21 protein-coding genes are annotated in these 21264 nt (G+C 66.4%); 8 read left to right on the forward strand and 13 right to left on the reverse strand.

Going from position 1 to position 21264, the window contains the following annotated elements:
- Nucleotides 1-33: 33 nt before the first annotated feature.
- The 4 genes from ACOGI7_RS13405 to ACOGI7_RS13420 form a co-directional block, all read right to left on the reverse strand.
- Nucleotides 34-1062: a substrate-binding domain-containing protein gene (locus tag ACOGI7_RS13405; protein WP_419849261.1), complete on the reverse strand. Its 1029-nt coding sequence runs from the start codon at nucleotides 1060-1062 to the stop codon at nucleotides 34-36.
- A 177-nt stretch (nucleotides 1063-1239) separates the two neighbouring features.
- Nucleotides 1240-1668 (reverse strand): NUDIX hydrolase, encoded by a 429-nt coding sequence (locus ACOGI7_RS13410; protein ID WP_419849262.1) that lies wholly within the window; start codon nucleotides 1666-1668, stop codon nucleotides 1240-1242.
- A gap of 67 nt (nucleotides 1669-1735) precedes the next feature.
- Entirely contained in the window at nucleotides 1736-3802 is a 2067-nt protein-coding gene (gene ppk1, locus ACOGI7_RS13415) for a polyphosphate kinase 1 (protein ID WP_419849263.1), read from the reverse strand.
- Between the two features lie 18 nt (nucleotides 3803-3820).
- Nucleotides 3821-4114: a hypothetical protein gene (locus ACOGI7_RS13420; RefSeq protein ID WP_419849264.1), complete on the reverse strand. Its 294-nt coding sequence runs from the start codon at nucleotides 4112-4114 to the stop codon at nucleotides 3821-3823.
- Nucleotides 4115-4337: 223 nt separating this feature from the next.
- Between ACOGI7_RS13420 and ACOGI7_RS13425 the strand changes: the two genes are divergently transcribed.
- Nucleotides 4338-4562, forward strand: coding sequence for a WhiB family transcriptional regulator (locus ACOGI7_RS13425; RefSeq protein ID WP_419849265.1), 225 nt, complete (start codon nucleotides 4338-4340; stop codon nucleotides 4560-4562).
- Between the two features lie 30 nt (nucleotides 4563-4592).
- On the opposite strand, the gene ACOGI7_RS13430 is transcribed toward ACOGI7_RS13425, so the two are convergent.
- The 4 genes from ACOGI7_RS13430 to ACOGI7_RS13445 all read right to left on the reverse strand — a co-directional run bounded on the left by ACOGI7_RS13430 (nucleotide 4593) and on the right by ACOGI7_RS13445 (nucleotide 8302).
- Nucleotides 4593-5435, reverse strand: a complete 843-nt coding sequence (locus tag ACOGI7_RS13430; RefSeq protein WP_419849266.1) for a sugar phosphate isomerase/epimerase family protein — start codon at nucleotides 5433-5435, stop codon at nucleotides 4593-4595.
- 22 nt (nucleotides 5436-5457) lie between these two features.
- Complete coding sequence (tatA, locus tag ACOGI7_RS13435) at nucleotides 5458-5637, reverse strand: twin-arginine translocase TatA/TatE family subunit (protein ID WP_419849267.1); 180 nt, start codon at nucleotides 5635-5637, stop codon at nucleotides 5458-5460.
- Nucleotides 5638-5708: 71 nt separating this feature from the next.
- Complete coding sequence (locus ACOGI7_RS13440; RefSeq protein ID WP_419849268.1) at nucleotides 5709-6026, reverse strand: WhiB family transcriptional regulator; 318 nt, start codon at nucleotides 6024-6026, stop codon at nucleotides 5709-5711.
- A gap of 176 nt (nucleotides 6027-6202) precedes the next feature.
- The gene (locus tag ACOGI7_RS13445) at nucleotides 6203-8302 is read right to left on the reverse strand and encodes a vWA domain-containing protein (RefSeq protein ID WP_419849269.1); all 2100 of its coding nucleotides are present in this window, start codon (nucleotides 8300-8302) and stop codon (nucleotides 6203-6205) included.
- A 23-nt stretch (nucleotides 8303-8325) separates the two neighbouring features.
- On the opposite strand from ACOGI7_RS13445, the gene ACOGI7_RS13450 reads away from it, so the two are divergent.
- Entirely contained in the window at nucleotides 8326-9543 is a 1218-nt protein-coding gene (locus ACOGI7_RS13450) for a family 1 glycosylhydrolase (RefSeq protein ID WP_419849270.1), read from the forward strand.
- Here ACOGI7_RS13450 and ACOGI7_RS13455 read toward each other — a convergent pair.
- Complete coding sequence (locus ACOGI7_RS13455; protein ID WP_419849271.1) at nucleotides 9540-10949, reverse strand: magnesium chelatase; 1410 nt, start codon at nucleotides 10947-10949, stop codon at nucleotides 9540-9542. The two genes, ACOGI7_RS13450 and ACOGI7_RS13455, sit on opposite strands and share 4 nt — an antisense overlap.
- Nucleotides 10950-10980: 31 nt before the next feature.
- Here ACOGI7_RS13455 and ACOGI7_RS13460 point away from each other — a divergent pair, with 31 nt between their 5' ends.
- The 5 genes from ACOGI7_RS13460 (at nucleotide 10981) to ACOGI7_RS13480 (ending at nucleotide 17691) form a co-directional block, all read left to right on the forward strand.
- A complete protein-coding gene (locus tag ACOGI7_RS13460) occupies nucleotides 10981-13152 on the forward strand; it encodes a glycoside hydrolase family 2 protein (protein ID WP_419849272.1) in 2172 nt (723 codons plus the stop codon).
- A 140-nt stretch (nucleotides 13153-13292) separates the two neighbouring features.
- Entirely contained in the window at nucleotides 13293-14075 is a 783-nt protein-coding gene (locus tag ACOGI7_RS13465; protein ID WP_419849273.1) for a succinate dehydrogenase cytochrome b subunit, read from the forward strand.
- Nucleotides 14075-15997, forward strand: a complete 1923-nt coding sequence (locus tag ACOGI7_RS13470; RefSeq protein ID WP_419849274.1) for a fumarate reductase/succinate dehydrogenase flavoprotein subunit — start codon at nucleotides 14075-14077, stop codon at nucleotides 15995-15997. The genes ACOGI7_RS13465 and ACOGI7_RS13470 overlap by 1 nt, the downstream gene beginning before the upstream one ends.
- A gap of 8 nt (nucleotides 15998-16005) precedes the next feature.
- On the forward strand, nucleotides 16006-16761 hold the full coding sequence (locus ACOGI7_RS13475; protein WP_419851512.1) for a succinate dehydrogenase/fumarate reductase iron-sulfur subunit: 756 nt from the start codon (nucleotides 16006-16008) through the stop codon (nucleotides 16759-16761).
- Nucleotides 16762-16779: 18 nt separating this feature from the next.
- Nucleotides 16780-17691, forward strand: a complete 912-nt coding sequence (locus ACOGI7_RS13480; protein ID WP_419849275.1) for a DUF368 domain-containing protein — start codon at nucleotides 16780-16782, stop codon at nucleotides 17689-17691.
- On the opposite strand, the gene ACOGI7_RS13485 is transcribed toward ACOGI7_RS13480, so the two are convergent.
- Nucleotides 17671-18336: a hypothetical protein gene (locus ACOGI7_RS13485; protein ID WP_419849276.1), complete on the reverse strand. Its 666-nt coding sequence runs from the start codon at nucleotides 18334-18336 to the stop codon at nucleotides 17671-17673. The two genes, ACOGI7_RS13480 and ACOGI7_RS13485, sit on opposite strands and share 21 nt — an antisense overlap.
- Nucleotides 18337-18363: 27 nt before the next feature.
- Between ACOGI7_RS13485 and ACOGI7_RS13490 the strand changes: the two genes are divergently transcribed.
- The gene (locus tag ACOGI7_RS13490) at nucleotides 18364-18735 is read left to right on the forward strand and encodes an SCP2 sterol-binding domain-containing protein (protein ID WP_419849277.1); all 372 of its coding nucleotides are present in this window, start codon (nucleotides 18364-18366) and stop codon (nucleotides 18733-18735) included.
- Between the two features lie 42 nt (nucleotides 18736-18777).
- Here the strand turns inward: ACOGI7_RS13490 and cobO are convergent, their stop codons facing one another.
- From cobO to ACOGI7_RS13505, 3 genes are read right to left on the reverse strand one after another with little or no spacing between them, the layout of a single operon-like run.
- On the reverse strand, nucleotides 18778-19353 hold the full coding sequence (cobO, locus tag ACOGI7_RS13495) for a cob(I)yrinic acid a,c-diamide adenosyltransferase (RefSeq protein WP_419849278.1): 576 nt from the start codon (nucleotides 19351-19353) through the stop codon (nucleotides 18778-18780).
- Nucleotides 19350-20168: an ABC transporter ATP-binding protein gene (locus tag ACOGI7_RS13500; protein WP_419849279.1), complete on the reverse strand. Its 819-nt coding sequence runs from the start codon at nucleotides 20166-20168 to the stop codon at nucleotides 19350-19352. The genes cobO and ACOGI7_RS13500 overlap by 4 nt, the downstream gene beginning before the upstream one ends.
- A complete protein-coding gene (locus ACOGI7_RS13505; protein ID WP_419849280.1) occupies nucleotides 20165-21262 on the reverse strand; it encodes a FecCD family ABC transporter permease in 1098 nt (365 codons plus the stop codon). Before ACOGI7_RS13505 ends, ACOGI7_RS13500 begins: the two co-directional genes overlap by 4 nt.
- Between the last annotated feature and the right edge of the window lie 2 nt (nucleotides 21263-21264).

The following is a 21264-nucleotide window of genomic DNA, read 5'->3' on the forward strand; positions in this document are numbered from 1 at the left end:
TGGTCATCGGCACTGCCATTTGGCTTCTCCGGTTTAGCGTCCGGCCCAGTTGGCCCGGGTGGCGCCCTTGGCGTCGTCGGTGAGGTTCACGTAGCCCACGTCGCTGACCGCGGTGCCCAGGCCGTCGTCGCTCATGTAGTAGTCGACGTAGGCAACCAGGGCCGGGTTGGCCGCTGCCTTGGCCTTGTTCACGTAGATGTACAGCGAGCGAGACACGGGGTACTCGCCCGAGGCGATGGTGTCGGCGTTGGCGCCCATGCAGCCGTCGCCGCCGTCCACGTCAAGGAGCTTCACGCCCGAGGCGTGGGCCGCGAAGGCGAACCCGACCCAGCCGAAGCTGGTGTCGCTCGACTGGATGCCCTGGATGATCACGTTGTCATCAGCGTTGGCGTTGTAATCGGGACGGGTCGTGGCGTCCTGGCCCCGCTCGTCGGCAATGTCCTCCAGCACGATCTCGATGAAGCTGTCAAACGTGCCCGACTCCTCGCCCGGACCGTAGATGTCCAGATCGGCGTCCGGCAGATCAGAGGTATCAAGTCCCAGCGTCCCGGCGTCAGACCACGAGCCGAACCCGGTCGACTCGGGGCCAACCAGGCCGTAGATGTCGTTGAAACTCACGCACTCAACCGAGTTGCCCTCGCCGGTCATCACCGCGATGCCGTCGATGCCCACCCGCAACTCGACGAATTCGATGCCATTCGCCGCGCAGTCCTCAGCCTCAGAGTCCTTGATGGCGCGGGAGGCGTCAGAGATGTCGGTCTCGCCCTCGCAGAACAGCTTGAACCCATCACCGGTGCCCGGACCGTCCACCGTCACCTGTACATCGGGCTCCACATCCTCGAACAGTTCGGCCACCCGCACCGAGATCGGCTCCACGGTCGACGAGCCCGAAATCGTCACCGAGCCAGAGATGCTTCCCGAGGGGGCCTCATCGACGGGAGCTTCCTGAGCGCCATCATCGCCGGTGTCGCCGGCATCAGCTTGGCCCGCCATGTCTGGGGCTGCGCCCCCATCGTCGTCATCGTTGCCGCACGCGGCCGCGACGAGCGCGAACGTAGTCATAAGCCCGAGAATGAGCACGAGCAGTTTCCGTAGCCTCACATGTCCTCCTTGAATGCACGCTGAACACACCGATCAGCGCAAAGGGTCAGTCGTAAAACTAGGAGGGGCGGGTTTCTGGCCTGCCGCGACTGTCTGAACGGAAGGTGAACAGGGACGAAAACTTTGGAGCGGCCGAGATCAGGCCAGAACGCTGTCGCCCACCAAGGTCAAGAACGAGTCCACCATCTTGAGGTCGCGTTCGTTAGTGAAGTAGTTCAGCGACTCCACCACCGGCACCCAGTCGATGGCGTCCACCTCGAGAGTGGGGGTGAAGCTTCCGGAGATGACGTCCATTTCCCAGTAGTGCACCTGGCGGGTCCGGCCTTTGCGGTCGATGTAATCCACCATGCCCAACTCGCGGCCCAACTCGCAGATATAGCCCGTCTCCTCGTGCACCTCCCGCAGCGCGCACTCAGCCAGAGTCTCCCCCGGATCAAGCTTGCCTGCGGGCAGCGACCAGTCGAGATGCTTGGGGCGGTGGACCATCAGAACTTCCAACACGCCGTCATTGTGACGGGTGACGAGCCCGCCACCGCCGAGGATGACCGCTACCGTTCCGAAACGCACGGAATAAAACGGTAGGTCCTAAACGCACCGAAAATGCGGATACTCAAGGGTGGGATGGAACTATCTGTTAAGATATTGAGGCCGCGGCCAGCCGCTCAAATGCGGTGTGGGCCTCAAACCCGGTCCGGGAAGGAACCCGCTGCCAAGTGCCATCGGCCATCAGATCCCAGGCCAATGCATCGTCGTTGAGGTTGAACTCCAGCACCTGGTCGAGACGCTGACGCAGACCCGGATTGACCACCGCCACCAAGGCCTCGATTCGGCGGTTGAGGTTGCGGGGCATGAGGTCGGCTGAGCCGATGTAGTAGGCCGGGGCGCCGATGCCCTCCCCGTTTCCGAAGTAGTAGATGCGGCTGTGCTCCAGGTACCGCCCGATGAGGGAGCGGACCCGGATGGTGTCGGACATGCCGGGCACCCCGGGGCGCAAACAGCAGATGGCACGCACGATCAAGTCGATGTCGACCCCGGCCTGGGAGGCCTCGTACAGGGCTTCGACCATCTCCGCGTCGGCCAGACTGTTCATCTTTATGATGATCCTTCCATCGGGCCCCCGGGCTGCTTCGTTGCGGATCAGATCCATCACCGTGGGGCGCAGACCCTGGGGTGCAGGCACCAGACGGCGGAATTGGATGTCGCGGCCGTAGCCGGTGAGGGAGTTGAACAGCTGGGTCAGATCGACCCCGACCTCGGGGTCGGCGGTGAACAGCCCCAGATCGGTGTACACCCGGGCGGTGATGGAGTTGTAGTTGCCGGTGCCGATATGGCAGTAGCGGCGGACGCCGTCGGCCTCCTCCCGCACCACCAGGCAGGTCTTGGCGTGGACCTTGAGGCCCACCAGTCCATAGGCCACGTGGACCCCGGCCTGCTCCAAGCGGCGGGCCCATTCGATATTGGCCTCTTCGTCGAAGCGGGCCTTCAGCTCGACGACCACCGCCACCTGCTTGCCGCTTTCTGCGGCCCGGATGAGCGACCGCACGATCGGGCTGTCACCCGAGGTTCGGTACAAGGTGAGCTTGATGGCCAGCACCTTGGGGTCGTTGGCCGCCTGCCAGATGAACTCCTGCACGGTGGCGGTGAAGGAGTCGTAGGGATGGTGGACCAGGATGTCGCCCTCGCGGATGCGGGCGAACAGGTCGATCGGCTGGTCGCCGGGCGACTTGGAAGGCAGGGGGTTGACCGGCTGCCACGCCGGGTTCTTGAGATCGGGGCGGTCCACCGCGAACAGGTCCCACAGGCTGGACAGCTCCAGCAGGGTGTCCACCTCGTACACGTCGTCGCGCTCGATGTCGAGCTCGTCGATGAGCAGATTGCGGATCTCCGACGACACCAGGTGCTCCACCTCCAGGCGGACCACGCTGCGGAATCGGCGGCGGCGCAGTTCCACCTCCACCGCGGCCAGCAGGTCTTGGGCCTCGCCCTCGTCCACCGCCAAGTCGGCGTTGCGGGTTACCCGGAAGGCCACCGTCTCGGTGATCTCCATCCCCGGAAACAGCGTGGGGAGGTGAGCGGCGACCACTTGCTCGACGGGGACGAACCGATGCTCGTCGGGGAGCTGGATGAAGCGACCGAATGTCGCCGGCACCTTGAGGCGGGCAAACCGCTGGTGGCCGTCGGCCGGGTCGATCATCAGCACGCCCAAGCTCAGCGACAGATTGGAGATGTAGGGGAACGGATGCCCGAGGTCAACCGCCAGAGGGGTCAGCACCGGGTAGATGCGGTCGTCGAACTCGCCGGAAAGGAACTTGCGGTCCTCGTCGTCCAAGTCGTCCCAGTTCAGGATCTCGATTCCGGCATCGGCCATCTCTACGGTCAGGCTGCTCAGACAGCGGGCGGCCCGGTCCATCTGGTCGTCCACCTCGATGCGGATCTCATGGAGCTGCTGGGCCGCGGTGCGGCCGTCGGGGGTGGTGCCGGTGAACTGGCCAGCGAGCTGGTCTTTGAGTCCAGCTACTCGAACCTGGAAGAACTCATCCAGGTTGGAGCACCAGATGGCACAGAACTTGACCCGTTCCAACAGGGGCACCGAGGGATCCTCCGCCTGGGCCAGCACACGGCTGTTGAAGTCCAGCCAAGAGAGCTCGCGATTGATGAATCGCCCTGACTCAGCCTCTATGTCGATGGACTCCAATGCCATTCTGTGCTGCTCTCGCGACTACCCCTCGTCGGTCTCGCTCTCCTCGTCCTCTTCGTCGTAACCCAGGTCCCAGTCGATGAGCAGGTTCTCCCGCTCGGCATCCCGGTTGATCCGCTCCCGATTCCGGCGGAACTGCGGATCGTGGGGAGGCAGCAGCAAAAGGCGGGCCTCGGCCCGGGTCCTGAACTGCTCGATGATCCCCGAGTCGCCAAAGTCGGACATGAAGTCCCAGTGGGGGGCTACTGGGCCCATATAAACCACCTTGACGTGCCCTTCCGGCGGCTCGGGAAGGGCATCCATGGTGTCAGTCATCGCGTTGCTCCTGTGGGAATTGAGGCCGTGCCATTCTAGCCGCAACACAGCGACATCCCGAATGCGCACTCTGGAGCCGAGCCTGGACGACTCCCCCTGTATCGAATCCACCGCTATGATGAGCCACCGGACGGCCGATAGCTCTTTAATTCTTTCTGACAAGGGAACTTTTGGCTGCGGTGGGGCGTCATACATGCGGGGGCATGTACCCGATGGAGGTCCCATGAGCGAGAGCTGGATGGCTTACGGCAAGTGCGTCGAAGAGTCGCCCGACGTGTTTTTCCCCAGTGATGGGCTGGGGGTGGAGAAGGCCAAGAGAATCTGCCAGGAGTGCATGGTGCAGGAGGCTTGTTTGGCCTATGCCCTGTGCAACCGGATCAAGCACGGGGTATGGGGCGGCCGTTCCGAGCGCCAACGCCGTCGAATGCTGCGCCGAGCCGCGGCCTGACCGCGGTTCCGGATTGAGGGACCGGCGTCGCTACTCCATCACCGAGCGCGACGCAGCGAGCACTTGGGGGGCCATGGTCTGGGGGCCGCCCGCGGCCAGAGTGGTGCTGAAGACTTCGGGAAACCAGATCGGCGATGCACCGGAATCGGTGATGATGCCCAAGACCTCGGCGAAGTCGACCGCACCGTCGCCGGGTAGAAGCCGGGCGGTCATGGTCTCGGTGGCGATGTCCATGTCGTTGGGAAGCTCGGCGGCGGCGTCGCAGAGCTGAACCACCCTCAGCTTCTCGGACGGGATCTGACGCAGCAGGTCGGGGTTGGGACCGCCAGGCTGGCGGAACCAGTGCCACGTGTCGACCATGATGCCGCTGTTGTCGCAGTCGGCTCGTTGGATGATCTCCCACGCGGTAGCCAGGTCGGGAATGCCGGTCCAGGGCAAGAATTCCACACTGACCTGCAATCCCGAATCCCCCGCGGCCTGGCATAGGGCTCGGAAGCAGGCTGCTGTCTCGTCCATGGACGGCAGCGTGGACTCCATGGTGACCGCCACCACTTCCCGGCTCCCTACCGCGGTGGCGTACTCGCTCAAGCTGCCGATCTCGGCTGCGGCCGCGTCGCGGTCGGAGTTCAGCCACCCGAACGCCGCCTCCGTCACCGGGTGGGATAGCTGGAGCTCAGCAAGCCGGTCCACCAGCCAAGACACGTCCACACCGGCCATCGGAAGGGTAAATGGCCAGACGCTGATTCCGGTGTAACCCGCGTCGGCTGTGGCGGCCAACGACGATTCCAATTGCTCGAATGACAATTCGAAGGGATTGACCGACAGGGTGGCCAAAGACATGACCATTTCGTCAGAGGGGGATATCGCGCTCATCAAGCTGCGATGTTAGGACGAATCAGGCGTCCTTAGGATTCTCGTCGGTCGTGTCGTCGGGTTTTGAGCTCTCGGTCACGCCCTCCTTGAACTCCTTCTGGGCTCGGCCCAGCGAACGAGCCAGCTTGGGGAGCTTGGCCCCGCCGAACAGCACTAGCAGGATGACCAAGACGATGATCAGCTCCGCGGGTCCGAGATTCATGGGCTAAGGCTACCCCGAAACTGTGTCGCCTGCGTCAAGGGCAGGGCCGTTTCGAATTGCTTTGAGGCAGCTCAAGCACCGGAGGTGTCGGCCACCGCGGTCAGCGGCTCCCGCACACGGGTGAGTCCCCGGGCCCGGCGGACCCGGCGTCGCTCTCGCTCGCTCATGCCACCCCAGATCCCGAATTTCTCGCCGTTCACGATGGCGTACTCCAGGCACTCCTCGCGCACCACACAGGCTCGACAGACCTCCTTGGCCTCCCGGGTGGAGGCCCCCCGCTCCGGGAAGAACAGATCGGGGTCTACCCCCAGACAGTTGGCCAGTGCTTGCCAAGCCCGACCATCGTCGCCGGTCTGCGACGGCTTCGTAGTCGTCTCTACGAGTTTCATAGTGCCCTCCTGGACATGGAATGTGTCGCACCTTGCCCGCCGCCCCCGGCCTTGGGCCTGATCAGCCCTCTGATTGGGAACAACGTGCTTGTAATTTCAACAACGTAACCTTGACACGGAAACGCGCCAAGCGCAAGAAGAAATTTTTCCAGCAGAAAGAGAATTTCGGGACCGGTTCAGTGGCGGCGGCTGCCCAGCAGCTTGCGCTTGTGCTCCACGAAGTCCACCAGCACATAGTCGCCCAGGGTCTCCGGCGTGGTGAAGAAGGCCCGACCGCCGTTCATCTTGGAGATCTGCTCGATGAAGTTGGTGAGATACGAGGTGGCATCCAGCATGAAGGTGTTTATGCGGATGCCCTCCCGGGTGGCTCGCATGACCTGCTCCAGTGTCTTCTCCACTGTCGCCCGGGCCGGCGGGTAGGAGAAGAAGGGCCGACCGTCCTCGTCCACGTGGGCGGTGGGCTCGCCGTCAGTCACCATGATGATCTGCTTGGTGCCGCTGTGTCGGGCCAGCATCTGGCGGGCCAGCATGAACCCGTGCTGCATGTTGGTGCCGTACACGAAGTCCCATGACACCTCGGGCAACTGCTCGGGCTTCACTTCCCGGGCTACTTCGCTGAAGCCCACGATGCCCAGGAAGTCGCGGGGATATTGCGAGCTGATGAGGGAGTGGAGGGCCATGGCCACCTTCTTGGCCGGCAGGAAGTTGTCCCTCATCGGCATCGACAGCGACAGGTCGAGCATCAGCACAGTGGAAGAGCGCACGATGTTCTCGGTGCGCTCCACCTCGAAGTCCTCCGACGACAGCTCCACCGGGGTGCCGCCCCCCGTGCGTTGGATGGCGTTGCGGATGGTCCGCTCGATGTCCAGGTTGAAGGGGTCGCCGAACTCGTAGGGCTTGGTGTGGTATTCCCGCTCGTGGCCCCCACCGAACATCTCCATGGTGTGCTGGCCCACCCGGTCTTGCTGGAGCTTCTTGAACAGGTCTGACAGGGCGTTCTGACCGATCCGGCGAATCGCCCGGGGGGTGAGCTCCAGACGGCCCTCCCGGTTCTCGATCAATCCGGCCTCTTCCAGCAGCTTGGCCAGATCGGCCATCTGCTCGAGGCTCTGGGCCGCCTCGTCGCCCAGCAGCTCGCGGGCTCGGTCGATGTCCACCTCGGCCAGCGCACCGGGGTTGTTGGCGCTCCGCAGCAAGTTGTCGAGCTGGTCCAAGTCGCCCAACTCCTGCATCATCTGGGCGGCCGAGGCGAAGTCCAGCGGATCGGCTCCGCTGAAGTCGTACGACCGGTCCCAGCCGGCGTCGGGGAACATGGCTTGGAGGTTCTGGGAAAGCTGGTCCACCTGCCAGCGCAGGTCCATGTCCTGCAACAACTGCTCGGCCAGGCCCTGGAGCTGCGCCCGCTGCTCGGGCGTCATCGACGCCATCATCGCCGACATGGCCGCCATGCGCCGGGCCATGACCTCCAACAGCTCGCTCAGCGTTCGGGGGTTCTCGGGGAAAAAATCGCCGAACCGCTCCATGAAGCTGTCGAAGTCGGATTGCAGGCGCTCGTCCAGCATCCGGTTGCGCTCGGCCGGATCGTCGATGTCGGGGGAGAGCTGCTCATCGGCCGTTTGGCGCTTTTCCAGCAGGCTGTTCAGCTCGGCCATCATGTCTTTGGCCCTCGCCAGGTCCTCGGGAGAGAGGTTGTTCATGCCGTCGGTCATCTGGTTGACGTAGTTCTGCATGAGCTGCTGGCGGAGCTGCTCCACCAGGTCGTCAAACCGCTGCTGGGCCTCCGACGAGGTGAACTGGTAGTTCTCCAGATCTTTGATCTGGCCGGCCAAGTCGGGGGGCAACATGTCGAGTTGGAACCGGCGCTGGTCCACGGTCTCGGTGGTGATGGCCGCCCGGCGCTCATCGCCCGATTCAGCCGCCGAGGCGGCCAGATCGTCGAGGGCGTCGCGCTCCATGTCGACCACGTCGCGCAGCTCTTGGGCGATGTCGTCGTAGACCCCGCCCAGATCGTGCTGCTCCAATCGCTCCTGGCGCCGGCGGCGGAGCTCCTCCATCATCTCCCGCAGGCCCTGCACCTGCTGGCCATCGACTTCGAAGCCCTGCTGGAGGAGCCGTCGTAGAGCCGCGTTGACGTCCCCGTGATAGAGGAGGTCGTCGTTCATCTGGGCGAACAGGTCGGAGGTGGAGAAGTCGAACCCGGTTTGGGTGCCGTCCCAGCGGGAGTAGGCCACCCGGTGGGATGACCCGCGGCGGGCCCTTCGCCATCTCCGAAGCATCCCGCCAACCTACTCTGAACGAGATGGATGGCCATACCGGTCCTGATTTCGCTTGGGGGTGGACCGCGGACTCGGTGGCGCTTGAGGGGGTTGCCCCCGCGGCGGACTGGTCGGTGTGGGAGCGGGAGGGTCGGGCACACCGGTCGGGAGAGGGATGCGGTTTCGGCATCGACTTCCGGGCCGACCTGGAACTCCTGGCCGAGTGGGGTTTCACCCACTGCCGGCTTCCGGTGGAGTGGGCCCGCGTCGAGCCCGAGCCCGGCAGGCTGGACCACGACGCCGTCGACCGATATCTGGACATGCTGGCCGCCGCCCGCGACGCCGGGCTGCAAACCTGGCTGGTGCTCCAGAACACCACGCTGCCAGGGTGGTTTGCCGACGATGAGGGCGGCTGGAGCACCCGACAGGGGCGCACGCTGTGGTGGGCCCGCTGGGTGGACCGGTGCGGCGAGTGGTTCTCCGATCGGGTGGCCGGGTGGGTGCCGGTGGAAGACCCGGTGGGCTGGGCGGTGCGGAGCCGCCTCTTGGCCCAGCGTCCTCCCGGACGGCGGAGCACGGCCGCCGCGATGGAGGCGGCCCAGCACGGGCTGGAGGCCATGTTCGAGGCCTGCCGCCTGCTCCGAAGCGGGAGCCAGCCGATCATGGGGGTTTTCGGCCTCCACACCGTGTTCGCCGCCGATCAGCGGGCCGACTCCTTTGCCTGGCAGGGATGGTGGGACCGGCTGTTGTGGCAGAGCTGGACCTCGGCGCTGACCGACGGAGAGATCACCGTGCCCGACCGCCCGATAGTCGCCCGCGAAGAGTTCCGGGAATCACTCGACGTGGTGGGAGTGTGCTTCGACGCTCCAGTGTCGGTGGACCAACACGGCCACCTCGGGCCGTATCCGGCTGCCGCTCGGTGCGACGACTCTGGCTTGGCCCCCGAGCCCGAAGAACTGGGCCGGGCGCTGGCCCGCCTGGCCGACATGTTGGGCGATGTGCCGCTGGCGGTGGCCGGCGCCGGCGTGTCCACTGCCGACGAGACCTGGCGCGACCAACTCCTGAGCCGGACGTTGGATCAGGTAGACGCCGCGCGGGCCGACGGCATCAACGTAGTGGGGTTTTTCGCCGATACCGCCGTGGACGGCTACCAGTGGCACTTGGGGCGGTCATCGGCCCGCGGCCTGTTCGACCGCGACCGCAACCCGAAAGACGCCGCCTTCACGCTGCGGGACCGCATCCGGGGTATCGAAGCTGGTTAAGTCCTGCCCCGGTAGACGGCCGCGCCGGCCAGAGACTCCTTGTTGAGGCGTTTGGAGAGGTGGAGCCCTTCCAACACGAACTCGATGCCGCTGGCCACCAGAGCCGGGTTCTCCAGATCGCCGGGCTCATAGCCCAATGCGGCCAGCGCGCCGGCGAAGGCGGGCACCTCCTCGACGAGGGCGGCATAGTCGGTCGAGGAGATGTCGTCCCCCGCATTGACCACCCGGCCCTCTTCGAATGCCTCCACCACCTCCTGCTGCACCTCGTGCTCCACCGCATCCTTGAAGGCCTGGCGGACGGCCTCTTTGCGGAGGTTGTCAACAATCTCGCCGTCCCGGCCGTCGTCGATGGTCTCAATCTCGATCTTGCCCAAGGTGGAGGGATTCAGTGCGTCCAAGTCGGTCACCCGGGGCACGGCGGTGGCCTCCCCGGTGCGCAGGGCCCGCCGGATGGCGGCGGCGGCCAGCGTCTCGTAGTTGGACACGGTCAACCGCACCGACACCCCCGAGCGCTGATTGATGTGGGGGTTCTGGCGGGCTAGCTGGCTGAGATACACCAGCACCTCGCTCATGAAGTCGGGCATGACCACCGGCATGTCGGCCTCGGGCATCGTGGCCTCCTGCTCGGTGATGTCCAACTCGATGTCCACATCGGTGGGATAGTGGGTGCGGATCTGGGCGCCGAAGCGGTCCTTCAGCGGGGTGATGATGCGGCCCCGGTTGGTGTAGTCCTCGGGATTGGCCGACGCGAACAGCAAGATGTCGAGGGGCAGGCGGATCTTGTGGCCCCGGATCTGCACGTCCCGCTCCTCCAATACGTTGAGCAGCCCCACCTGGATGCGCTCAGCCAGGTCGGGCAGCTCGTTGATGGCGAACACCCCCCGGTTGGTGCGGGGCACCAGGCCGTAGTGGATGGTGAGCTCGTCGGACAGATAGCGGCCCTCGGCCACCTTGATGGGGTCGACCTCGCCGATCAGATCGGCAATCGAGGTATCGGGGGTGGCCAGCTTCTCCCCGTAGCGCTCACTGCGATGGACCCATGAGATCGGCGTGTTGTCGCCCTCGGCGGCGATCAAGTCTTTGGCGTGCTTGGACACCGGGTTGTCGGGGTCGTCGTTGACCTCGGAGCCAGCCACAATCGGAATCCACTCGTCGAGCAGTTCGAGCACCAGGCGGATCATCCGGGTCTTGGCCTGGCCCCGCTCGCCCAGGAAGATCACGTCGTGGCCGGCCAGCAGCGCAGTCTCCATTTGGGGGATGACGGTATCTTCGTAGCCCCAGATGCCGGGGAACAGATCCTCGCCGGCTCGGATGCGGGCGATCGCGTTGCGGCGGATCTCGTGCTTGACGGGGACAGACTGCCAGCCAGAATCCTTGAGCTCGCCGATAGTGGTGGGTTGCGACATAGGTGAGAAACCTAGCCCATAGATTAAGCGAGTGGACCTAGGCGGGACGTGGGCGGCTGCTCAGGGGGGCGGGGCGTTATCGGGGTTTCCCGACGATGGATTTGATGACTCTGACTGGGTCTCGGTGGATGTGCCGGGGCATTGGGGGCGGGTCTCGGAGCTGGCGGATGCCGGCGCAGTGCGCTATCGGCACCGGTTCAACCAGCAGCCTCCAGCGGCGGGCGAGCGGCGGTGGCTGGTGTTCGAGGGGCTGCTGTATCAGGCCGACGTCTGGCTGAACGGAAGCTATCTCGGCGATGTGGAGGGCTATTTCATGGCCCACCAGTTCGACGTGACCGAGGCCATGGCCGGTGGCCGGGACCACCTCTTGGCCTTGGAGCTGTCGTGCCCGCCCCGCTCGGCGGACATATCCGAGGGCCACATGCTGGGATCGCTGGGGCAGGCACCAGAGCTGCTGCCGCCGGGCAACTCCGGGGGGCTGTGGGCGCCGGTCAGGATGGACAGCACCGGCGAGGTCCGCATCTTGGAATTGCGGGTGGGCACCGAGAGCGCCACTGACCATCGGGCGGTGGTGGCCCTGCAAGTCGACTTGGACGCGGCCCGGGCCGGCCTGGTGCGACTGCACACCACAATCGGCAATGGAGACAGCGGCGAAGTGGAGCACACCGGGGACCATGTGCTGGCCGCCGGGCTCAACCACGTGGAGTGGCGGGTTGAGGTGCCCGAGCCCTGCCGGTGGTGGCCCCACCAGCTTGGGGACCAGCCCTTCTACAACGTCACGGTGGAGGCGGGCACCACCCAGGGCGGCCTCAGCGACCGGGGTCGGGTCCGCACCGGGCTGCGAGCGGTGCAGATGGACAACTGGCAGTTCTCCGTCAACGGCGTGCGGATGTTCTTGAAGGGCACCAGCTTCGGGCCGGCCACCCCGTGGTGGGCCGAGGCGAACAAGACCGAATTGCGACGCGATGTGGAGCTGGCCAAAGAGGCGGGGCTGAACCTCATCCGGGTGTACGGCCATGTGGCCCCACCCCCGCTGTACGACGCCGCTGACGAGGCCGGGATGATGATCTGGCAAGACCTCCCGCTGCTCGGTCCGTTTCCCCGAGGCAACCGCGACGCGGCCACCGATTGCGCCCGAGCCGCCGTGGGGGCGGTGGGCGCCCACCCCAGCGTGATCCTGTGGTGCGGGCATGTGGACCCGTTGGGCGACAGCGCCAACCTGCCGAGCCAACAGGGCATCGCCCGCGGCAAATTCAAGCGCTCACCGGGCGGGCTGCTCGGAGAGGCCGGGCGAAGTCTGGGCAGGCAGTTAGCCACTCACCAACGGCCGAGCTGGAACCTGTCGGTGCTGGACCGGAGCGTCAAGCGAGAGCTCGAACGGCGCGATCCCACCCGCCCGGCGGTGGCCTATTCGGGGGTGCTCCCCCATCTGCCCCGCCTGGACGGCACCGACACCCACCTGTGGCTGGGCTGGAAGCGGGGCCAAGAGCGAGACCTGGAGCAGTTCGCGGCCCGCTGGCCACGGACGGTTCGGTTCGTGTCGCAGTTCGGCGCCCAGTCGCCGCCCCAAGAAATGCCGCTGCTCAGCCCGCAGACATGGCCCGACTTGGACTGGGCGGAATTGGCCCGCAGCCACGGCTTGGATGCCGCGGCCATGAACCGCCACGTCCCGCCGCGCGAGCACTCCACGCTGGAGGGTTGGCAGGAGGCATCCTGGGCCTACCAGGCCATGCTGGTGCGTCGGCACATCGAGACCCTGCGGCGGCTCAAGTACCGGCCGGCCGGCGGGTTCTGCCAGCACTTCTTCGCCGACTCCCACCCCGCCGTGTCCACCGCGCTGCTCGACTGGCAGCGCTGGCCCAAACCGGCCTTTGAGTCGCTGGCCAAGGCCTGCCAGCCGGTCATCGTGGTGGCCGACCGACTGCCCGCCGAGCTGACCCCCGGCGACGAGCTGTCGATTGGCGTCCACGTGGTGAGCGACCACCGCGAGCCGGTGGTCGGTCTGCACGCCGAGGCCATCCTCGAATGGCCCGGGGGCAGCCAAACCTGGAGCTGGGAGGGAGCGGTAGGACGCGACGAATGCGTGTTGGTGGGAACCCTGCATTGGAGGGTTCCCGACGCCTCCGGCCCCGCCGCCCTCCACCTTCGCCTCACCGGCCCCGTCGAAGCCAACAACCGCTACGACGCGGTCATATTCGGCTGACAGAGCGTGCTTGCCAGGGGAAGCCCCGGTACAGCTAGCCGCAGGGAGCGGGGCGCCGGTACCGTCGGCGGGAGCGCGAGTGCTTCCGGGCTGCGGGTGGCCTGGAGCGGAGGCAACCGATGGCCCAGACCATGACGAGAGTGAGCACGCCGCCGCCGGTGCGGTCGGACCCCAAAGTTAAGCTCCCGTGGCCGCTCAGCATCTACCAGACCGCGGTGGGCAAGAAGTGGGTGATGGGCCTCACCGGTGTCGCCCTATTGGGCTTCATCGTGGTCCACATGATCGGCAACCTCCACCTCTACGAGGGACCGCTGGAGATCCACGAATACGCCGAGACCCTGCGGGATCTGGGCACCAAGCTCCTCCCCCGCACCTGGCTGCTGTGGATCATGCGCATCGGCCTGATCGTCGCCTTCGCCCTGCACATCCACTCGGCCTACTCCCTGAGCCGGATGAGCCTGGCCGCCGACCAGCGCTATCCGGGCGGGCGCAACTACATCGCCGCCAACTTCGCCTCCCGCACTATGCGGTGGACCGGTCCCATCATCGGGCTGTACCTCTTCTACCACCTGGCCGATCTCACCTGGGGCTGGTTCAACCCCGACTTCGTGCGGGGCGACCCCTACCACAACGTGTCGGAGAGCCTCAGCAGCATCCCGGTGGCGATCCTGTACATCGTGGCCAACACCGCGCTGGCCGTCCACATCTTCCACGGCACCTGGAGCATGTTCCAGAGCCTGGGGGTGAACAGCCCCCGCTACAACCACCTGCGCCGCTACCTGGCCGCCGGGCTGGCCGGGATCATCCTGGTGGGCAACCTCAGTTTCCCGATCTTCGTGCAGGCCGGGGTGATCGACGACAACGGGCGCTCCATCGTGGAGGAACTCCAGCAGCACGGCGCCACCGAAGGGGAGGACCACTGATGCTCGGCTCGCTCGACGCCCGCATCCCGGCCGGATCGCTGGACAGCAAGTGGACCGACCACAAGTTCTCGATGCGGCTGGTGAACCCCAACAACAAGCGCCGCTTCGACGTGATCGTGGTGGGCTCGGGGCTGGCCGGCGCGTCGGCCGCGGCCTCGCTGGGCGAGCTGGGCTATCGGGTCAAGGTGCTCACCTACCACGACTCCCCCCGCCGGGCCCACAGCATCGCTGCCCAGGGCGGCATCAACGCGGCCAAGAACTACCAGAACGACGGCGACAGCGTGTACCGGCTGTTCTACGACACCATCAAGGGGGGCGATTACCGGGCCCGGGAGGCCAATGTGTACCGCCTGGCCGAAGTGTCGGTGGACATCATCGACCAGGCCACCGCCCAGGGCGTGCCCTTCGCCCGGGAATACGGCGGGCTGCTCGACAACCGCTCCTTCGGCGGCGCCCAGGTGTCCCGCACGTTCTACGCCCGGGGCCAGACCGGCCAGCAGCTCCTTTTGGGGGCGTACTCGGCGCTGATGCGCCAGGTGGCCGCGGGCACGGTGGAGCTGCACACCCGCTCGGAGATGCTGGACCTGGTGATGCACGACGGCCGGGCCGTGGGCGTGGTGACCCGCGACCTCATCACCGGCGAGATTGTGTCGCACTCGGCCCACGCGGTGGTACTGGCCACCGGGGGCTACGGCAACGTGTACTTCCTGTCGACCAACGCCAAGATGTGCAACGTCACCGCGGCGTGGCGGGCGCACCGCAAGGGGGCGCTGTTCGCCAACCCCTGCTACACCCAGATCCACCCCACCTGCATCCCGGCCAGCGACGACTTCCAGTCGAAGCTGACCCTGATGTCGGAATCGCTGCGCAACGACGGGCGCATCTGGGTGCCGCTGGCCCACGACGACGGGCGGGCGCCCCACGAGATCCCCGACGCCGACCGCGACTACTTCTTGGAGCGCAAGTACCCGGCCTTCGGCAACCTCGTGCCCCGCGACGTGGCCTCCCGCAACGCCAAGACCGTGGTGGACGAGGGCCGGGGAGTGGGACCGCTGCGCAACGGCGTCTACCTTGACTTCTCCGGGGCCATGGCCCGCGACGGCGAGGCGGTGATCCGGGCCAAGTACGGGAATCTGTTCGACATGTACGAGCGCATCACCGGTGAGGATCCCTACCGGGTGCCCATGCGCATCTACCCCGCCACCCACTACACCATGGGTGGTCTGTGGGTGGACTACGAGCTGATGAGCAACGTGCCCGGCCTGTTCGTGCTGGGCGAGGCCAACTTCAGCGACCACGGGGCCAACCGGCTGGGGGCCTCGGCCCTCATGCAGGGGCTGGCCGACGGCTACTTCATCCTGCCCTACACCATCGGCAACTACCTGTCGGATTTCTTGGGCGACCCGGCGCTGGGCACCACCGAGCCGGTGTTCGCCGACGCCGAGCAGGCGGTGGCCGACGAGATGAACCGCTGGCTGTCGATCGGGGGCACCCGCTCGGTGGACCACTACCACCGGGAGCTGGGCAAGCTGGTGTGGGACTACATCGGCATGGCCCGCAACAAGACCGGCTTGGAGAAGGCCCTGTCGGAGATCCCCGCCCTGCGCGAGGAGTACCACCGCAACGTGCGGGTGCTGGGCTCGGCCGACACCCTCAACCAGTCGCTGGAGAAGGCCGGCCGGGTGGCCGACCTGTTCGAGCTGGCCGAGCTCATGGCCCGAGACGCCCTGACCCGAGAAGAGTCCTGCGGCGGCCACTTCCGGGAGGAGCACCAGACTGAAGAGGGCGAGGCTATGCGGGACGATGACAACTTCACCCACGTGGCCGCTTGGGAGTGGAATGGCGAGGGCACCCCCCAAACCCGCCATCGCGAGGAACTGGAGTTCGACAACGTGGAGCTGACCCAGAGGAGCTACAAGTGAGCGCCGAGATCAACCTCACGCTCAAGGTGTGGCGCCAGGCCGGTCCCAACGCCGAGGGCCGTTTCGTGACCTATGAGGCCGGCGGCATCAGCACCGATGCATCGTTCTTGGAGATGCTCGACATTGTCAACGAGCGGCTCATCGAGGCGGGCGAAGAGCCCATCGTGTTCGAGTCTGACTGCCGGGAGGGCATCTGCGGCACCTGCGGGCTGATGATCAACGGCCAAGCCCACGGCCCCCAGAAGGGCACGGCCACCTGCCAGCTCCACATGCGCAGCTTCAGTGACGGCGACCACATCGTGATCGAGCCGTGGCGGGCCACATCATTCCCTGTGCTGCGGGACTTGGCGGTGGACCGCCGCGCCATGGACGCCATCATCGGCGCCGGCGGCTACATCTCGGTGAACACCGGCGCCGCCCCCGACGCCAACCTCACCCCCGTGCCCAAGGAGACCGCCGACACTGCCTTCGACGCGGCGGCCTGCATCGGCTGCGGGGCCTGCGTAGCCGCCTGCCCCAACAGCGCGGCGCAGCTGTTCACCGCAGCCAAGGTGCAGCACCTGAACCTGCTCCCCCAGGGTCAGGCCCAGCGGTGGGCCCGAACCGAGGCCATGGTGGAGACCATGGAGGCGTTCTTCGGCTCGTGTACCAACCACGGCGAGTGCGAAGAGGCCTGCCCCAAGGAGATCCCCATCGACTTCATCGCCTGGACCAACCGCGACTACATCAAGGCCAAGGTCAAAAACCGCAAACTGGTCGGCTAGCGATAGCGTCACGGGGCAATGGCCAGAGCGAGGGAGGCCGCCCAGCAGGTGGTGCGGGGGGTGCTCATGGGGGCGGCTGATGTGGTGCCTGGTGTTTCGGGGGGCACGGTGGCGCTGCTGCTGGGGATCTATGCCCGGTTGATCGACACCGTGCGGGCCGGAGCCGGGGTGTTGGGGGCGCTGCTGCGGGGTCGGTGGCGAGAAGTGTGGGCCCGACTGCGGGGCTTCGACTGGTGGTTTGCCGTGCCGCTGGTTGTGGGCATCGTGGTGGCCGTCGTGGCCCTGGCGTCGGTGATCGACGAGCTGTTGACCGACGAGCCCGAGGCCATGGGCGGGTTGTTCTTCGGACTGGTGGCGGCATCGGTGGTGGTGGCCTGGAAGATGGTGGAGAATCCCAGCGCAAGGCTTGCCCTGACCGCTCTGGTGGTGGGCGGGTTGTTCTTCTGGCTGCTGGGACTCCAGTCAGGGCCGGTGGCAGATCCGACAGTTCTGGCACTGTTCGGGTCGGGGATCGTGGCGATATGCGCCATGTTGCTGCCCGGCATCTCCGGGGCATTCATCTTGTTGATGCTGGGGGTGTACCCGGCAGCGATAGCCGCGGTGGACGACCGGGTCTGGGCTGACCTGGCCGCACTGGGCGCCGGGGCAGTGCTCGGGCTCGCCCTGTTCTCCAACCTCATCGGCAGAGTGCTCCACCGCTGGCACGACCGCACCCTGGCGGTGATGGTCGGCCTGCTGCTGGGCTCGCTGCGGGTGCTGTGGCCCTGGCCCGCCGGAGTGGGCGTGATCAGCCGCCATGCGGAGGAGTCCATCGACGGCACCGGCCTCGCCTGGGCTCCCGCCACCGACTTGTGGCTCCCCGCCATCCTGGCCGCCGCTGCCTCCTCCCTGGTTCTCGTTCTCTCCCGCCTAGCCCGCTCCCGCGCCTGACCCTCCCAAGACGTTTCGCTCGGTCCAAGTGGGGCCATCGGCAGTAGCCACCAGGGATCGCTCCAGACGGGCGCGCTGGGCGGTGTCGGGGTGGTCTACGGGGAGGGGGGCGGAGGCGATCACGGGAACGCCGGTGGGGCCGTTGGTCCACTCTTGGTCCCACCAGGCGGGCGTGCCTTGCCAGTGGAAACGACGGCCTCGGCCGTCCAGCTCAATTGTCTCGTCTCCCACCAGCACTTGGCCGTGAACGAGATCGGGTAATCCAGGCGCGGCTTCCCACTCCAATTCCAGGCCGTAGGGCACTCGGTCGCCCCAGCCTTTGTCGAATACCTCTTCGGGATCGTCCAATGCCACGGCGAACGCTTCCAGGTCCACGGTGAAATGCTCGTCGGGGATCTGTTCGATGAACTCGGTCCACAGGCCGGGGGCGCGCAACTCCAGGGTGGATGGCCGGGGCAGCGGGGCGTCGGTCTCCACCAGCACAACAGGACGGCGATCGGGACCGACCAGCGCCGACCAGAACCAGCTTCGCCCCAGGTTGGGCCACAACGTGAGCTGCGCGTAGCCGCCCAGCGAGCCGTCGGGCGCGGCGAAATCGCCGTACCACGACTCGGCCCACAGTCGGTGTGTTGGTGCTGTCGTCATAGGTCCTCGCCGGTACGGTAGGGCCTAGTGCTGGAGTACTTGAGCAAAGAGTGGATCGAGGAGGCCGACGCCGCCCTGCGAGCGTCAGGGCTGTGCGCGCCGGACGGCCACCGATTCGCGGTCCAACAGCAAGTGGGCGAGGTGATGTTCCACATGGTGTTCGACGGTGAGGGCGCTCGCGTCAGCTCCGGGCCAGCCCCCGACCCTGAGGTGGTTTTCAGCCAGACCCGCGAGACGGCAGTGGCCATCGCCAAAGGGGAGTTGTCGGCTGAAGAGGCGGTGTTGAACGGGGAGGTCACGTTTGAAGGCGACCCCATGGCCCTCTTGTCCCACCGCCGGTTGCTGGCGAGAGCCGAAGACATCTTCGCCGAGGTGCGGGGCCGCACAGCCTGGAACTAATCCACAGCGCCGACCAAGGCCGACGACCACCGACCGGCCAGGTCAATAGTCGAGGCCCTTTTTGGCCAGGATCTGGCTGTCGAAGGCGTGCTTGACCTTGACCATCTCGGTGACGGTGTCGGCCACGTCGACCACCTCATCGGCCATGTCCCGCCCGGTGAGGATGACGCTGACCCGCTCCGGTCGAGACTCCAGTGCCGCGGCCACTTCGGCGGCATCGATCCAATCCCACGTCATGGCGTAGCTGATCTCGTCCAACACCACCAGGCGATACTCGCCTCCGGCGATGAGCTGGGCCGAGAACTCCCAGGCAGCCACCGCCTTGGCGCGGGACTCGTCGAGATCGTCGGAATCCCAGGTGAACCCGTCGCCCGCCGAAAACCACTGCACCCCCAGCTCTCGGCACACCTTCTCCTCGCCGGTGCTCCAATCGCCGCTTTTGAGGAACTGCACTACCGCCACCGGCCAGCTCTGCGACACCGCTCGCAAAATGGTGCCGAAGGCGGCGGTGGACTTGCCCTTGCCGTCGCCGGTGTTCACCAGCACCAGGGATGACGCGGTGCGCATCTCAGAGAGGTCGTAGGGGCGCTCTTCTTGGGGAGTTGTGTCGCTGCTCATGAGGGCTCTTTCTCTCGCTGACGGGGGGCGGGCAGCACCACCAGCTCGCCGTCGATGGTTTGAACAGTAAGCGGCGTGGCGTAGACCGCGGACAGCAGATCGGCATTCAGCACCTCGGTGGGAGTGCCCTGGGCCACGATTCGGCCGTGGTCGATGAGGATGAGCCGGTCGGCGAACCGGCCCGCGGCGCTCAGATCGTGCATGGCCGCCAACACGCTGAGACCCTCGGTGCGGCGCAGATCGTCCACCAACTCCAGCACCGACACCTGATGGCCCACATCGAGGGCGCTGGTGGGCTCGTCCAGCAACAGCACCGGGCACTGCTGAGCCAGCGCCCGGGCCACCACCACTTGCTGAGCCTCACCACCCGACAAAGTGGACACAAGGCGGTCGGCAAATGCCGAGAGCTCCAGGCGTTGCAGCACCGAGGACACGATCTGCCGATCAACCTGCGATTCGCGGGCCAGCCACCCCAGGTGCGCGGTGCGCCCCAACAGCACGTACTCGGCCACGGTCATGCCCTTGGGCAGCACGGGGAATTGCGGCACCAGGGCGACATCGACGGGTCCCGGGGCGCGTCCGTCGCCCATCGCTGCCGTGCCAAGGAAGTCGACCAGTCCGACAATCGACCGCAACAGCGTGGACTTGCCCGCCCCGTTGGGGCCGATGATGCCGAGCCATTCCCCGGTGCTCACCTCCAGATCGACGCCGCACACCACTTCGTGGCCGCGGAACGCAACTCGCACGCCCTGACAGGAGAGGGCTGGCGATCCTTGATTCAACAGGCGGGCCTCCAACAGGGCGGCGGTACTCATGTGGTGCTCCAGCGATCGAGCCAGAGCACCAGGCCGAAGAACGGCGCTCCAACAATGGCGGTCAGAATCCCCACCGCCAACTCATCCGGAGCCAGCAGAGTGCGGGCCCCTATGTCGACGAACGCCAGAAACGCTGCCCCCATCAACGCGGCGAGAGGCACGATCACCCGGTAGCTGTGGCTGACCAGCAAGCGGACGACGTGGGGGACGACCAAGCCCACAAAGGCAATCAACCCGCTCACCGATACTGCGGCCGCGGTCAGCAGCGAGGCGGCCGCGATCACCGTCAGGCGCGAGCGCACCGGATCGAGGCCCAGCGATCGGGCCTCATCATCGCCCACCCGCAGCACGTCGAGGTGGCGCCGGTGGACGAAGAGCACCGCCCCGCACACTGCGACATACGGCAGCAAGAGCCAGATCTCCTTCCAGCCGCTGGTGTTGAGCTGCCCGAACAGCCACGACAGCACCTCACGGGCCCGATTCTCGTCGAGTTGCTGGATGGCATAGGTCTGCGCTGCGGAGAAGAGAGCGGCCATGGCCACCCCGCCGAGCAGCAGCGTGGCCGGCGACGCTCCCCCGCCTCGCGCAATGGCCATCGACGCCAGCACCGCCACCAGCGCCCCTAGGAAGGCCGCAGCCGGCACGGTGTCAAATGGACCCCAACCCAGGTCGAGTCCGAATCCCAACGCCAGCACTGCTCCGAAGCCGGCTCCGGCCGAGACGCCGAGCAGGTAGGGGTCGGCCAGCGGGTTCCGGAACACTCCCTGATAGGCCGCTCCGGCCATGCTGAGCGACCCTCCCACCAGCATGCCCAGCACCAGTCGGGGGAGCCGAATCTGGAACAGGATGCTCTCTTGTTGGTCTGACAGCGTCGAGTCGAACCCAAGCAGCGGAACCCAGTCGAACAGAGCGGCGAACACCCCGCTCACCGGCAACCCGGCCGCCCCGCTGGTGGCGCTGAGCAGCCCCACGGCAATCAGAACCGCCAACCCGATCAGGGTGGCCGTGACCGACAGTCCAAAGGCGCGCCGCACTGCCGGATGAGCGGCATCGCCATCCGCCAGGGCGGTAGTCGGGAAGGATGCTTCAGCCATTG

This window comes from Candidatus Poriferisocius sp. (assembly GCF_965204145.1).
GTDB lineage: Bacteria > Actinomycetota > Acidimicrobiia > Acidimicrobiales > Bin134 > Poriferisocius.